Source organism: Chryseobacterium sp. POE27, from assembly GCF_039727685.1.
Lineage (GTDB): Bacteria > Bacteroidota > Bacteroidia > Flavobacteriales > Weeksellaceae > Chryseobacterium.
In genome coordinates, this window is sequence record NZ_CP152475.1 from 399,972 (window position 1) to 415,527 (window position 15,556).

Here is a 15,556-nt window from a genome sequence, read left to right on the forward strand (position 1 = left end):
TTAATCATAAAGATATTACGATGATAATTTTTTTTGCTATTTCTTAAATATTGTAATATTCAAAAGTTATAAACAATTATTTTTGTCTAATTTGTAAAAATATTTAATTTTTTTAGATAACTTAGTTTGCACGATGAATAAATACCCACTTCCCGAGAATGAAGCAGAACGATTGAAGAAATTAGACTTTCTCAATTTGTTGAATCTGGGCAAAGATCCACAGTTTGATGTGTTTGCAGAAACGGCATGTCTGATTTCGCATTGTCCTTCATCATTGATTGCCATTATGCGAAGTGATGAGCAAACGATGCAAAGTTGTGTTGGACTTTCGATAGATTCTGTGGACAGAAAAAATACGCTTTGCCAGTATTCCATAGCTTCCGGTGAAGTCGTTGTAATCAATAATACACTTTTAGATGACCGCTCTTCTGATAATCCTATAATTCTTGAAGGAGGGATAAAATTTTACGTCGGAGTTCCAATTAGAGACGAGGACGGCTTTGCTTTGGGTACGATCTGCGTAATTGATTATGTTCCTAAAACAATTTCTGAAAATCAGATTGATGCCCTTAAAAAACTTTCGGATGTTATTGCAAAAATTTTGACATCCAAAAGAAAAACCGTCAATGCCGAATATTTCCAGCAAACTTTTGATATATCAAATAATATAATCTGCGTTCTTGATGAGAAACTGAGATTTAAGGACGTTAATCCTGCATTTGAAAAAAATATATTCTATCAAACGAGAAGATGCTGTCGGACAGTATTTTCCAGATGTTTTAGATCAAGACGGCCAGTTCTCGTCAGTCCTAAATGATTTTGAAAATGGAAAAGAAGTATCATTTACAACATCCACAAGAAACCGCAATGATACTTCTACAATTGTTGAGTGGTCTCTGAAGCAAAACGAAAAATTTTCTGAAGTATTCTGTTTCGGTATCAATATTACATCGCAATCGGAAGAAAAGCGTCAGCTGGAAAGTTCCGAAAGGCGCTTCAGGAGTTTTTTCGAGAATGCAATAGGATTGATGAGTATGCACGATATGGAGGGGAATATCATTGCTGTTAATGAAAAAGGCCGTGAAACCCTGCAATATTCTGCCGGGGAAGTAGCAATGCTTAATCTCAAGGATTTGGTTCCTGAAAATAACCATCCTTTACTGATGAAATATCTAGAGCGCATTAACAAAAATAAAGAGGATTTTGGAACAATGATTCTCAAAACTAAGGAAGGTGCTGAATTGATATGGATGTATCATAATCTCGTGGAGATGGATCAGGATGGCAGACCTTATGTTGTAAGTACAGCGCTCAATATAACAGAGAGAATGAGTCTGGAAAAAGACCTGCTTCATACAAAAAAAATGCTGGAGCAGACGAACTCTGTGGCTCAGGTGGGCGGCTGGGAAGTGAACCTGAAAACCAATACTATATTTTGGTCACAAAGTACTAAGGAAATTCATAAAATAGAAAGTGGTTATCAGCCGGATCTCGAAAATGCAATTGGTTTTTATAAAGAAGATAACCAGGATAGGGTTAAATTTTTATTCAACAGAGCGGTTACGGAAGGTATCCCTTATGATGAAGAGTTTCAGCTGGTCCGGAATGATGGTGTTACAATTTGGGTAAGGGTGAAAGCGATACCGGAATTCGAAAACGGTGAGTGTGTAAGAGTCTTTGGTATTATCCAAGATATCAATAAGTTCAAGAATATGTTGCTAGAGGTGACAAAAAAAGAAGCAATGATGCAGTCTTTTGCAACGTATGCTCCCGATGCCATAGCGATGTTTGATAAGGAGCTTAACTATCTTGCAGTCAGTAGCAGCTGGAGGGATGAGTTTAATATGAATCATCCGGATCTTATCGGACAGAATTTGTTCACTGTTTCACCCAATGTACCGGGAGAAAGAAAGGAAATCTACCAGGCTGCGCTGAAGGGTGAAATTTACGTCAATGAAGATTTTATTCTAAACATAGAAGGTAAGAAAGAAACACAGCACTATAATCTGAAGGTGGGACCCTGGTACGTTTCTGATGATGAAATAGGAGGTGTGATTGTTTCTATTCAGAATATCACAAACGCAGCCATCATCAATAAAGAATTGAAAGAAGCCAAAAGAATGGCAGATATTGCAAGCAAAACCAAATCAGAATTTCTTGCCAATATGAGTCACGAGATTCGTACGCCGCTGAATGGCGTCATAGGATTTTCCGACCTTCTTCTGAGAACACCTCTTAATGAGATTCAGACACAATATCTTAATTATATCAATGAATCCGGTGAGAATCTGCTGAACATCATCAATGATATTCTTGATTTTTCTAAGATAGAATCCGGCAAGCTGGAACTCTTGATAGAACCTTACGATGTTTACGATATGGTAAGCCAGGTTATCAATGTGATTCTTTACCAGTCGCAGAAAAAGAATATTGAGCTGCTCCTTAATATCGAGCCGGGGCTTCCGAAAACTTTATTGGTAGACGGAGCAAGGCTGAAGCAGATTCTGATTAATCTTCTCGGCAATGCCGTTAAATTCACAAAAGAAGGTGAAATAGAACTTAAGGTTGAAAAGTTGAATATTAACAATCAGAATATTAAATTACGTTTTTCAGTAAGAGATACGGGAATAGGAATCCCGCCGGATAAACAAAAGTACATTTTTAATGCCTTTACACAGGAAAACAGTTCAATCAGTAAACGATATGGTGGAACGGGTCTTGGGCTTACCATATCAAATAATATTTTGGGGTATATGGGAAGTAATCTTTCCTTAATTAGCGCCCCGGAAAAAGGGTCAGTATTTTTCTTTGATATAGAGATTCCGTACGAAACGTCCGAAATAAAAGATGAAAATGAATTTATTTCGATTAAACGTGTCCTGATTGTGGATGATAACGAAGCAAACAGAATCATCCTGAAACATATGCTTGATTATAAAAATGTGGAATCTGTGCTTGCTGCTAATGGTATGGAAGCATTGCAAATGCTATTGAAAGGTGAACGTTTTGATGTGATACTGATGGATTATCATATGCCGATTATATCCGGTCTGGAGACTATTGATAAAATTAAAGAGCTGTTTAGCCAACGCAACGAGGTTTTGCCTCTGATCATTCTCCATACTTCTTCCGAAGAACACGATGTCATCAATTCCTTCCGAAAAGAAGATAATTCTTACTTCCTGATGAAACCCATTAAGTCTGAAGAGCTGTACAAAACGCTCAGACGTGTGGAGAAGAATAGTTTTAAAGAAGAACCTGTTGTTGTAAAAGATACAGAGAAAGACCATGTATCTGTTTTTCAGGAAATGGATGTATTGCTGGTTGATGATAATCCGGTTAATATGGTTCTGAACAACAGGATGATGAAAGCAATCTCGCCTCATTCCGATCTTACAGAGGTGGTGAACGGACTTGAAGCTTTAGAGGAATGCAGGAAAAAGCAATTTTCTATAATCCTGATGGATGTGCAGATGCCGGTGATGGACGGCATAGAAGCTACGAAACAAATTCGGCTTTTGCCGGGATACGAAACTGTGCCGATTATAGGTGTTACGGCCGGAAATGTACTGGGTGAAAAAGAAAAATGTCTGGAAAGCGGTATGAATGATTTTCTCCCAAAACCTTTAAGACAAAATGATCTGGAAACAATGTTGAAAAAATATTTTCCTGTTATTGATAACCCTAATGATAGTAACGATTCAAATACTCCGGATAAACATATTGACATGCCTATGCTCAACGGACAAATAGGCGATGATGCAGAATTTCGAAATTTGTTTCTGAATCTCGTTGTTCAGCAGTTGGATCAGGCAATGAAAGATATTAAAACTGCGGAAGATGCTAAAAATGTATCAGATATGGAGATAATCCTTCATAAGCTGAAAGGGACGGCAGGAACAGCAGGACTTTTCAGACTATCGGAATATGCTCGGGAATGGGAAATAAAATTGAGTAAGAGCATGGATTTTGCATCGCTTTACAAAGAGATAAGTGAAGAAATAAGAATAGGATTAGAAATAATTAAAAGTTTAATAAAATAAAATTTACATAAGTATGCTGATTTTGGTTGCAGAAGATGATGAGCTGATTCTCAAAACAATCGAACATAAATTAATAAAAGAAGGACACGAGGTAATCCTGACCAGAAACGGAAGAGAGGCCATCGATACCCTGAAGGAAAAAGATGTTGATGTCGCCATTACCGATATTATGATGCCTTTTGCTTCCGGGATAGAGATACTCTCCGAATTGCAGTCTATGGGGAAGCAGACCCCCGTGATTATGCTTTCCAGTATGGGACAGGAAGAGGTGGTTCTCAATGCTTTTGATTTGGGAGCTTCCGATTTTATTGTAAAACCGTTTAGTCCTAATGAACTCATGCTGAGAATCAAAAGATTTATACCTAAATAAAATTTAATGCTAATAATTTCATCGGTACATTTTCTTTTCATTGTATTTGTGATAATGCTGTCATTGGTGATGGCATTGATTATCGCTGTCCTGATCTACAACTTTCTAGAATATAAGCAATCTCTCCGCATAATCAAGTGGTCTGATATTATCAATAGAAAGATTTCTGAAGTGATTGTGTATTGGGAAGAAGGGTCGATAGATGATGATGACCAGTTCAAGATTCTCAGCCAAAATGCGTCATTCAGAAATTTATTTCTCCAGAAACTGGTGGATTCCGAAAAAAAGTTTTCAGGAGGTGCCAAGGATAAAATAAAAAGTTTATTCAATGATTATAACCTTCAGAAAGAAGCGCTTAAAAAACTTAATCAGAAAAAACCACATCTCATCGTAAGAGGCATTACGGAGCTGACGGTGATGGACGTAGAGGGTGCTGTGCCAAAGATCACTACATTTTTATTACATCCTTCCGTTCAGGTATATCAGGAAGCACAATATGCAATGGTAAGATTCAAAGGTTTTGAAGGCTTACATTTTCTGGAAAAACTCAGTTCAAAAATTTCGGAATGGCAGCAGCTGAGGTTGCTCCTTTCCATATCATCAATACCTGAAAATTCCGAAGCCACCATTGGGAAATGGTTGGAAAGCACCAATGATTCTGTAGTGATTTTCGTACTTAAACTGATAAAAAAAGTTTCAGATGCTGACCCTTTATTCTAAAACCATAGAATTGCTTAACAGAGATTCTGTTAAGGTCAGAATTGAAGTCATTAAGGTACTGATGTCATTAGAAAACCCTGAAACGGTCGCTTATCTCAGCGAGATATATGATGAGCAGCCGGAGGAGGTGAAGCTAGAGATTCTTCGTGTTATACAGATCTCTAAAGATCAATGTTGTACAGATTTGCTTAAAGATGAACTGAAAAATGAGTTATCACCAGGGATTAAAGTTAATGCGGCACAGGCGCTCTATAAGCTCGGACATCAGGATTATTTATCAGAGCTTGCCCATCGCGAAGATTCGTCCGAAGAGCTGATTCAAATTGTAAAATACGCTTTACAGGAAAAAGTATGTTAGAGTTTTCACACATAGTATATGAAGTTGTCATCTGGCTATATATTTTATATGGGACAGCCATCGTTATTATTTATGGTTGGGTAGGCATTTATGCTTTCGGAGCCGTTCTTCGTTATAAAAAAGAAAATGTTTTTACGGATTACAGCATTATTGCTTCTAATCCCAATGCGCCCGTTTTCAGTGTTCTCGCGCCTGCATATAACGAAGGAATGACCATCGTGGAAAATGTAAGGTCGCTTCTGTCGCTTTATTATCATAATCTTGAGATCATCATCATCAATGACGGCAGTAAGGATGATTCTATGCAAAAGCTTATAGAAGCTTATGACCTGGAATGTGTGTCTTATTTTGTGCAGGGTAAGATTGAGACTAACAAAATCAGGGGCATTTATAAGAGTAAGAATCTTGCTTTCAATAAACTGCTTGTTGTTGATAAGGAAAATGGTGGAAAGGCCGATGCTCTCAATGTCGGGATCAATGTTTCTTCAGGGCAATATCTGGTCTGTATAGATGTGGATTGTATTCTGGAACAGGATGCGATTCTTAAGCTGGCAAAACCATTTCTTGAGGAGACTGATAAAAAGATTATTGCCTGCGGAGGTGTTATCCGTCTTGCTAATAATTGTGTGATTGAAGACGGAAAAGTTGTCAGCGTCAATATGCCGAAAACATTGTTAGGAAGAACGCAGGCGTTGGAATATATAAGAGCATTTGTACTAGGAAGAATGGCGTGGTCAAGAGCATCCGGATTAATTCTTATTTCAGGTGCCTTCGGCGTTTTTGACCGGAAAATTGTTTTGGAATGTGGGGGATATGACAGAAAAACTGTAGGTGAGGACATGGAGCTGGTAGTACGGATGAGGAAATACATGGAAGAACGGAACGAACCTTATGAAGTTCTGACCATTCCGGATCCGCTTTGCTGGACAGAAGTTCCCGAAACGAAAGATATCCTCAAAAAACAGAGAAACCGCTGGATGCGCGGCACTATAGAAACTTTGTGGAAGCACCGTAAAATGATGTTCAACCCGAAGTATAAGAAATTGGGTATGATTAGCCTGCCATATTGGTTTTTTTTCGAATTTTTAGGCCCATTGGTAGAGTTTTCAGGATATTTTGTTTTTATCATTTTTCTTCTTTTAGGGCTTATCAGCTGGCCTTTTTTCTTTGTTCTTTTCGCGCTTGTTCTTTCGTTGGGATTTCTATACTCTGTTTATGGAATACTTGTCGATATGCTTAGTTATCAGGTTTACAGTAAGAGAAAAGATTTCTTTGCGCTGATAGGAACTGCGTTTTCAGAACCGTTTTATTTCCATCCGATTACCGTTCGTGCAGGAGTGAATGGCTTCGTGGATTATTTCAAAAAATCACATGGCTGGGGAGAAATGACGAGACAGGGATTTAATCAGAATACGCAGAATCTTCCATTAGGAAAAAGGATTTTTACAATTCTGAAATTCGGTCTTAAACAGTGGGGTACAATTGCGCTTACATTCACTGTTCTGTTTCTGCTTGGCCTTGTAACAGAGTGGCTGTGGTATCATTACAATTTTAAAGGAGTTGATACATCGGCAGTTATCGGAGCTCTTTTCATAGATAATCTCCTATTTTTGTTGGAATTGATTTTCGGATTCGGAATCATCTATCTGCTGATAAATTTTGTTAAAGAAAATTGGGCGAAGAAATTGGCTATTGCTGCCTGTGGACTAGTCGTTGTGCTGCAATATATTCTGTTTCTATATTTTTCCGAGACAGGAAATCTGCTGGGATCAGACCTTATTTATTACAGTAAAGAAGAAATCAAACAGATTCTTGAAGCCAGCGGAATGCTTAATTTTAAAAACTATGCATTATTAGGGATTTTATTGGCGGCTTCTTTCATTCCGTTGTGGTTAGCAAGCAGATTCCGTCTAAAATCGGTTTATCCTTCATTATCGATTTTCGTTTTGGGATTGGTAGCATTCTTTGTCCCGACAAATAGTTTACACTCTGAAGAATTGAGCAGTGCCAATGAATTTAATCAGAATGCAGCTAAAAGCAAATGGGCTTATTTCTTTAAGGCCAATGAAGAAAATTTTATAAGCGAACATCCTGAGATTAATGAACTTTTCAGCGAAAAAGAAAATATCAGCTATGAAAAAAACATTCTGAATGAAGCTTTTCCATTTTGGAGAAAAGAAGATACGCAGGATTTTCTTGGTCAATATTTTAATCATTCCGAAGAAGTTCCTAACCTCGTGTTTGTTGTGATGGAAGGTTTCGGACATGCCTATTCTTCGCCGAAAGGCTATATCGGTAATTTTACGCCTTTTCTGGATTCTCTTTCCCAGAAAAGCCTATATTGGGAAAACGGTTTGAGTTCTGCAGGTCGTACTTTTGGTGCATTGCCATCGCTTACAGGTTCTTTGCCTTTTGGGAAAAACGGATTTTTAGAAATTGAAGACACGCCCGATCATTTTAATCTCTTCAACATTCTCGGAGCCAATGGTTTTGAAACCGGATTTTATTATGGTGGTAATCTTTCATTTGACAGGTACAGGGAATATTTGGAATATAGCAAAGTCAATAATATTATTGATCTGAAAGCTTATAATAAAACGTACCGAAAACTTCCGGCTAAAAACGGCAACCAAAGCTGGGGTTTTGAAGACCAGGCTGTTTTCAAAAAAGTATTGGATGTACAAAAGGTAGATTCTAAGCCTTATTTCAATATGATCCTTACCCTTTCTACTCACAATCCTTTTGCAATAAACAACAGTAGTTATTATGAAAAATTATATAATGAAAGAATTAATTCAAACCTCTTGACATCAGAGCAAAAAAAATGGAGCAGACAATATAAAGATCAGTTGGTTTCAGTTCTTAATGCTGATGATGCACTGAAGCAGTTCTTTAATAGCTACAGCAAAAGAGGAGATTTTGCGAAAACTATTTTCTTCATCACAGGTGATCACAGTATGCCGGAGATTCTACTAGAGTCGAAGATAGACCGGTTCCACGTTCCGATGATGATATATTCACCGATGCTGAAACAGGCAAAACGATTCCAGAAAATTGTAAGTCATTTTGATATTGCGCCTTCTCTCTTAGCCTATTACAAAAAGAATTATAACCTGCGTACACCTTCCACAGTGGCTTGGGTGGGAAGAGGCTTTTCTCCGGATTCAGAAATCAGAAAAGGTGATATTCCGATCATGCAGAGTAAAACATTGCTTACGGACTTCGTTTCAGAAAAATATTACCTGCACGATTCTAATCTCTTTATTCTCAACAATTCTGAAGAGGATGCACTTGACAATCCTCAGATTTATAAAAAAATAGAAGGGCGTTTCAACCGTTTTAAAAGGATGAATTCAAAATTTTATCAGAGCAAAAAGCTGATTCCGGATTCTGTCTTTACCAATTTTATGAGGAAAGGAAAGTAATGTTTTAGAATTTTCTGGTGTAACCGACCGTTACATCAATCTGGTTTCCTTTGGTGTGAGGTTGATATTCCTGGTTGTAGTACATTGTTCCCACTGAAAATAAGTTTCTGTCTATAGAGAAATTATATTCACCTCCGATTTTGAATGTTTTAAGTTTATAGACATCATTTTGAAGCAGGTTGTTGATAGATTCTTCCGGACTGATTCCGGTCCCAATCTGAAACGCAAAATAATCCTGGCCGCTTTTGGTATAATAACGTACAGTACCTGTGTATGAATGTGAAATATTCTGATTATCAGGTGTAAGATAAGTTCTAATATTAAACCAGAAATTTTTATAATATTTCCCCACAGAGGCTGTGTACATCCAGATATTGCTGCTAAAGTAGAGTTGTCTGTAACCGATCTCTGCCTCAAAGCTTTTTGGGAGATTTGCATTCAGTGAAACACCTGTTCTGTATTTTGGGAAAATCCCTACATCTTTAGAATAGGCACCTCCTACATAAAGGTAGAACATATCAGATAATCTTGGATAAGCCTCCAGTTCAAACTGAGCGCCATTTTCTGCAAATTTATTGGCATAGTTGGCCCGCAGAATGATTGAACCAATTGGTGTCACCCTTTTGTAACCAACGCTCACAATGTGCCAATCATTGGCAAATTGCTTATCAAAGTGAGAATAATTATAGGTAATGCTTACTGCATTTTTAGAAGCAAGGTCATTGATTCGTACGGCAAGACTATTAGCTTCAGTATTTTTTGGATTAATCTTCAGCACATTTTCAATAGCATTCTTTGCAGCTGTGTAATCCTTCGCAGAATTATAGCTTTTCGCCTTCAATAGCCAAAGCGATTCGGACTGAGAATGATATGAAAGACCTTTGTCAATGATTTCTATAGCTTTAGTATTGTTATCATTCCAATATTCCAGAGATGCGTACGCGATGAAATAATCTTCATCCTGTACATTTTTTTTATCAAGCTGCTCAAAAACAGTTCTTGCAGAATCAGGGTCTTTATTCCAGGTGTATAGCCTGCCGAGAAAAACTGAAATATCAGTATAGTTGGGCGCTATTTCCAGTGCCTGTTTGGCAAGTGATATCGATTTTGGATAATCCTTTTTCTCAAATGCTTCGGTTCTGGCATTCGCAAATAATTCGTCAGCAGAAAGTTTCTGCTGGCTGTAAGCCTGAAAAGGAAGTAATAATAACAATAAAAATTCAAAATGTTTTCTCATCTAAAATGAATAGCTATGTTGAAATCTTATCAACAAATATATTGAACTTTTATATTAAAAAATTAAAAATTGATGGAAATATAGATTTATTATTATCTCTATTTTTATAGCTTAATATTTATGGTTGATTTATCAATAATAAATATGACTATTTATCTCTGTTCAAAGATTTCAGCATTCCGTCTTCATGATATTCAATCTCATAACGCGAACGTTCATTGTTGATCATATTATTGGGAAATACTATGGTTACGGCAAAATTCCTTTTTATTATGTCGGATGCACAGTAAAGCAAGCAAATAATTCCTTATTGAAAAGAAACGGATAAAAACCATATCAATCATGGGATTTTCGGAATTCCAATGGGGAAAGCCCCATCCGTATCCTGAACATTTTGCTGAAAGACTGTGGATGTTCAAATCCCAATTCATAGGCTATTTCAGCCACGGTAAGGTCCGTGCCGGTCAGTCTTTCCTTCGCCTTTTCGATAAGCTTTTCACGAATATACTGCTGGGCGTTCTGTCCAATATGTGAGCGCAACATATCACTCAGATAACCGGGGGATATATTCAGCTGTTCCGAGAGATAATGTACTGTTGGAAGGCCCTGATGCAGTGATAACTGATTGTTGAGATAGTCATCCAGGATGCTTTCGGTTTTCTGGAGAATATCATTGTTAACCACTTTCCGGGTAATGAACTGACGCTTGTAAAACCTGTTGACATAGCTCAGCAGCAACTCAAGCTGGGCAATCACGACTTCCTGGCTGAACTCATCCACGCGGCTGTTAAGTTCCTGTTGCATAATTCTATAGACGGAAAGAATAATCTCCCTTTCAGCATCTGACAGATGCAGCGCCTCATTGGAAGCGTATGAAAAATAACCGTACTGTTTTATTTTCCGGGCTAAAGGATGGCCCAACAGGAAGTCGGGATGGATCAGCAAAATATAACAATAGGTTTCGCTGTTATAATCAGTACTTCCCACCAACTGATTAGGTGCCAGAAAAAGCATACTGCCTTCATCGTAATCATAATAATTCCGGCCATACTTCAGCCTGCCTCTATTTCTTGTAATGAAGGTGATCTTATAGAAACTCAGAACATCATAGATTGGCGCCATTGCCGTATTAAAAGGATTTTCCTTGTTGAAATGTACAAGACTGATCAGCGGATGCTGCGGCGCCGGCAACCCGAAGGCCTGATGGCTTTCCGATATTGATATAAAGCGTATCAGTTTATCTTCTTTAGCTTTCATACTATAAATGTATAAAAAACCTATGACCAGCAATCATAGGTTTTGTATTTAAAAATCTACCAGGGAAGAATATTGTCTTTACCACTGAAATTGGCAGGACCGGTAAAGCTTCCGGTAGGAAGATCCTCTGCCAAAGCAACACGAATCGGTTCTTTTGAACCCTCTTCCACGGAATCTGTTCCCTGAAAGTTATTAAGCGCTGTAGCCGTAAATCCGGGACTAACCATATGAACCTTAATGCCGGTATTCTCCAGATCGATAGCAAGGGATAAAAAGATCCCATTGAGTGCAGTTTTTGAAGCGCCATACGCCGCATCAAAATTAGATCGGTAAGGATTTTCCGGATTGGCATTGATGGTAAGAGATCCCAAGGCACTGGAAACGGTTACAATTCTTGCACCAGAAGCCTTATGCAATAAAGGCAAGAAGGCTTGTGTAACGGCAAGTGTCCCGAACACATTTGTCTCCCACACTTTTTTCAGCTCACTAATGGGTACGATTGAGGCACGCTGCGAACCCAGCACTTCTTCCATTGTGCGCCCTGATGCGCCTGCATGAGAGATCGCAGCATTGTTGACTAATAATGTCAGATATCCGGATTCATTTTCAATAGTTTTTACTGCTGCATCAATGGAATCAGAATCTGTAATATCCAATTGAATAGCTTTAGCTGATCCGCCTAGCAATTCTACCGCTGCTTTACCTTTTTGAAAGTCACGGGACCCCACATACACGGTATATCCGTTCTCCACAAGGGCTTTAGCGATCTGAAATCCCACACCTGTATTGGCACCTGATATCAGGGCTACTTTATTTTCATTGGTCTGCATAATATGTATTGATTTATATTGATAAAGCAAAGATGGTGCTTAAAGTGGTAGAAAATGTAGTCAAATCGAGACTATGTGAAGCCCTATTGAGGGTATGATAATTTTTTTAAACTTGCTTACATTTCAAAAGATATTCATTTTTGTTTCCCTTTTGCCAGCTTATAGGTAAACAATGTTTTTTTGTCCTGAAGATTCCAGGTTGATAGCTCTTCTGCAATTTCATTCGGATATTTTTTAGAAATATCGCGAAGCGCATTTCCAACCGATTTTCTCAGATATTCACTGTCTTCTGATCTGTATCTGCTGATACATTCTATGGCAATTTTCGGATGATCTTTGAAATAAGGTCTGCCCGTCCAGATGCGCAGACCTTCGATCACGGCTCGCTTTACATTGGGATTAGGATCTGAGAGCCATTTTTCTATCTTGGGCAGACTTTGTTCATATCCAATGCAACGGCAATAACTATCAAAAGCTTTGGCAAGCATCTCCTGCACACGCCAGTTCGGATCGTGTGCTACTTTTGTCTCCAGAATTTCTAATGAGTCTGGGCGAACGGCTGAAAGCTGTCCCAGCATATAAGTGCCGAGCATTCTTACCTGATAAGTACTATCGTCCAAAAATTTAAGGGCCAGTTCGAAATGATTTTCATTTTTTATCTCCTAAAATCTGGTCACCGGCTTCTATAATATGCTTAAAGCCATGTTCTATCTGTTTAATATGGTCTGTTATCAGTTTTATCATGGTAATTCATTTAATGCCAATTATAATTCAGAGCATTGCCTTCAATGTCCTGAATGGAAAATGACGATTATAAAGTTACAAAAAGTCCACGTTGCATTAGATAATTTTACACAATTCGAATGAGTATTCTTTAAAAATAACCCTTTTGTAGTATTTCCTGGCCTTCGGAATGGTATTAATTTTATAAAAAAATAACCAGACCAATATAATGTGTGATAGTGTTGGCAAAAAAAATTAATATCATGGAAAAATTACTCAATCTTGTGGAAAGTATCTTTGATACAATAAAAGATAATGGACTTTTTATCTTTCTTGCGGTCTTGTTTCCGGTGTTGCTTTATAAAGTTGGGGCCGGACAGGAAATCGTCTTAGACCTGGCATATCAGCAGGATGACAGAAATAAAGTTTTTTTTGCCGTAGCATCTTTTCTTTTTCTTGGTCTCAGTATTTGGTGTATTCCTACGATTTCTATTTATATTTTCAAGTTTTTCACCAAAGTGCCTTCTCAAAAAATAGAAGCAATATTGGATAAACTGCTGGATCTTTACAATGCCAAACCAAAATCTAATAATGTAAGGAAGATTTTGCAGGTTCCGGTGAGATATCTGGCCATTATACCCTGGATTATATTTGTTTTTTCTTTAACGAATGTGTATTTCGGAAAAGGAATCATGATTATTACAGGTATTGTTATATTTATTATCATTAAAGTGCTTGATTCTTATTCTTCTCTTCTTACCACAACTCTTGATACAACATTTTTACAGTTTAAAAAATATTGGGAAATACTTGTACTAGCCGCAGTGTTATTGGTTGAACATATCATTTTGCAGTTTGGCAAAGGTGAGCAGTTCACTTATGTATTTACTTTTGCCAATATCTTGGGAGTTGTTTTATCATACTTATTTTTTTTGGTGAAAGAAAATTCGGAAGACTATCCGGACGGAGACCGCCGTAAAATGAAAATGATTCACAGGAAAACCTTCTATACGCATATCTTTTTGCTGATTATTGCAGTAGGAACAATGATAATTTATTATATCAAGCAGGTCAACGGAACGATCAATCATATCTCGCCCATAACAATCGGTACAATGGTAATGAGCTTTTATATTCTTATCATAGAACTTTTTTTTACCTCACAACTACTTCTTGCGAACATTATGCTCAAAGGATTTGATACTAAAAGTTTTCGTTTCAGATTGTACAAAGTCATTATTGTAGTATTTGCTGCCGGATGGGTTCTTCTGTTGTTTAAAAGTACCAATACACATGCAATTAACAAAACACAGGTTATTAATGATAAAGAATATTATCAACGACAAACTATTGAAGATCATTTTGAAAATTGGTATCAGCAGCGCGTTCCAAAAAATGGTGATTCTTTGGAAGTGTATTTAGTTTCCGGACAGGGCGGTGGATCAAGGGCCGGATACTGGTTTTTATCAAATATGTATGAACTGGATAATACATATAAAAATTTTTATAATAATTTATATTCAATCTCAACTGTTTCCGGATCGAGTTCGGGGGCGCAGATGTTTTTGGCATCTAAGAAATATTATAAGTTGCCTTCTCTTGGTAAAGCTAAAGATGTAGCGAAAAATATTTATTCAAGAAATTATTTAAGCAGTGCGCTCTATGGGCTTCTTATCGGTGACTTTATAGATTCAATGGAAGGTATTTTTGAAGGCGTTGAAAGAGACCGGAATTATTATTTTCAAAAGGAGGAGGAACGTGCATTTGCTGAAGCGCATCAGGAAGAGGATGGAATAAAAATAGGGAAAGAATCTTCAGACAATTTTTTCACCAGAGATTTTATGTATCATTATACTAAAAAGATGGATAGCGGTAAATATAAAACGCCATTGTTTTTTCTGAACACTGCCATTATAGAAAATGGAAAGAAAGCTGTATTCAGTCCTGTTGAGCTGAATACGCCTATTTGCCATACAATCGGTAAATCAGCACATAAAGATCATGCATTATTTACTTTTTACGAAGATGCTTATGGAATATTCCGTCATTGTGAATGGTCTCTTAATAAAGAATTACCCATGTCAGCCTGTGTAAATGCCAGTCAGGCATTTCCTATAATTAATGCCTACAGCTTTCTTCATGGGGTAGGACGTCTTGCCGACGGAGGAGTTTTTGAGAATTCCGGAACCTCTACAACGATGGAGGTATATATTGCACTCAAAAAATATCTGGAGAAAAACCCTTCTTACAAGGTGAAATTTACAATCATAAATATTCTGAACGGAACTATAGACAATGAGTCAGCGGTTAATTATAGTGCGGCATCTATTCTTAATACTTTGACGGTGATGAGTAAAAATCCGTTTACGGGACATCAGCTTATGGCGGTTAAACAGCTTTATAAAAGTGTTGATCTGTTAAATACTAATCAGAGCGACAGAATTCTGACATTACAGCCAATCGGTGAATATACATTAAGCAGAATGCTCAGTAACAAAACTATTGATGAAATGAGAATAGATTTAGATAGTGTTAAACGTAAGAATGAACTTTACAATATGCCTTTATCAAAGAATAATAAACAATATTGATA

11 protein-coding genes are annotated in these 15,556 nt (G+C 37.3%); 7 read left to right on the plus strand and 4 right to left on the minus strand.

Annotation, left to right across the window (positions count from 1 at the left end; all coding sequences use genetic code 11):
- The first annotated feature begins 133 nt into the window (after window positions 1-133).
- From AAHI02_RS01770 to AAHI02_RS01795, 6 genes are read left to right on the plus strand one after another with little or no spacing between them, the layout of a single operon-like run.
- Window positions 134-817 carry a GAF domain-containing protein gene (locus tag AAHI02_RS01770; RefSeq protein WP_346985173.1) on the plus strand — a complete coding sequence of 228 codons (684 nt, stop codon included), beginning with the start codon at window positions 134-136 and terminating at the stop codon, window positions 815-817.
- On the plus strand, window positions 720-4,043 hold the full coding sequence (locus tag AAHI02_RS01775) for a response regulator (RefSeq protein ID WP_346985174.1): 3,324 nt from the start codon (window positions 720-722) through the stop codon (window positions 4,041-4,043). Before AAHI02_RS01770 ends, AAHI02_RS01775 begins: the two co-directional genes overlap by 98 nt.
- A 13-nt stretch (window positions 4,044-4,056) precedes the next feature.
- On the plus strand, window positions 4,057-4,413 hold the full coding sequence (locus tag AAHI02_RS01780) for a response regulator (RefSeq protein ID WP_346985175.1): 357 nt from the start codon (window positions 4,057-4,059) through the stop codon (window positions 4,411-4,413).
- A 6-nt stretch (window positions 4,414-4,419) separates the two neighbouring features.
- Window positions 4,420-5,133: a hypothetical protein gene (locus AAHI02_RS01785; RefSeq protein ID WP_346985176.1), complete on the plus strand. Its 714-nt coding sequence runs from the start codon at window positions 4,420-4,422 to the stop codon at window positions 5,131-5,133.
- A complete protein-coding gene (locus AAHI02_RS01790; RefSeq protein ID WP_346985177.1) occupies window positions 5,114-5,491 on the plus strand; it encodes a HEAT repeat domain-containing protein in 378 nt (125 codons plus the stop codon). Before AAHI02_RS01785 ends, AAHI02_RS01790 begins: the two co-directional genes overlap by 20 nt.
- Window positions 5,485-8,916, plus strand: coding sequence for a sulfatase-like hydrolase/transferase (locus AAHI02_RS01795; protein ID WP_346985178.1), 3,432 nt, complete (start codon window positions 5,485-5,487; stop codon window positions 8,914-8,916). Before AAHI02_RS01790 ends, AAHI02_RS01795 begins: the two co-directional genes overlap by 7 nt.
- A 4-nt stretch (window positions 8,917-8,920) precedes the next feature.
- On the opposite strand, the gene AAHI02_RS01800 is transcribed toward AAHI02_RS01795, so the two are convergent.
- The 4 genes from AAHI02_RS01800 to AAHI02_RS01815 form a co-directional block, all read right to left on the minus strand.
- Window positions 8,921-10,153 carry a YaiO family outer membrane beta-barrel protein gene (locus tag AAHI02_RS01800; protein WP_346985179.1) on the minus strand — a complete coding sequence of 411 codons (1,233 nt, stop codon included), beginning with the start codon at window positions 10,151-10,153 and terminating at the stop codon, window positions 8,921-8,923.
- 336 nt (window positions 10,154-10,489) lie between these two features.
- Window positions 10,490-11,410 (minus strand): helix-turn-helix domain-containing protein, encoded by a 921-nt coding sequence (locus AAHI02_RS01805; protein ID WP_346985180.1) that lies wholly within the window; start codon window positions 11,408-11,410, stop codon window positions 10,490-10,492.
- A gap of 56 nt (window positions 11,411-11,466) precedes the next feature.
- A complete protein-coding gene (locus AAHI02_RS01810) occupies window positions 11,467-12,240 on the minus strand; it encodes an SDR family NAD(P)-dependent oxidoreductase (protein WP_346985181.1) in 774 nt (257 codons plus the stop codon).
- Window positions 12,241-12,374: 134 nt separating this feature from the next.
- A complete protein-coding gene (locus AAHI02_RS01815) occupies window positions 12,375-12,860 on the minus strand; it encodes a DNA alkylation repair protein (protein WP_346985182.1) in 486 nt (161 codons plus the stop codon).
- A gap of 366 nt (window positions 12,861-13,226) precedes the next feature.
- On the opposite strand from AAHI02_RS01815, the gene AAHI02_RS01820 reads away from it, so the two are divergent.
- Entirely contained in the window at window positions 13,227-15,554 is a 2,328-nt protein-coding gene (locus AAHI02_RS01820; RefSeq protein WP_346985183.1) for a hypothetical protein, read from the plus strand.
- Window positions 15,555-15,556 lie beyond the last annotated feature (2 nt).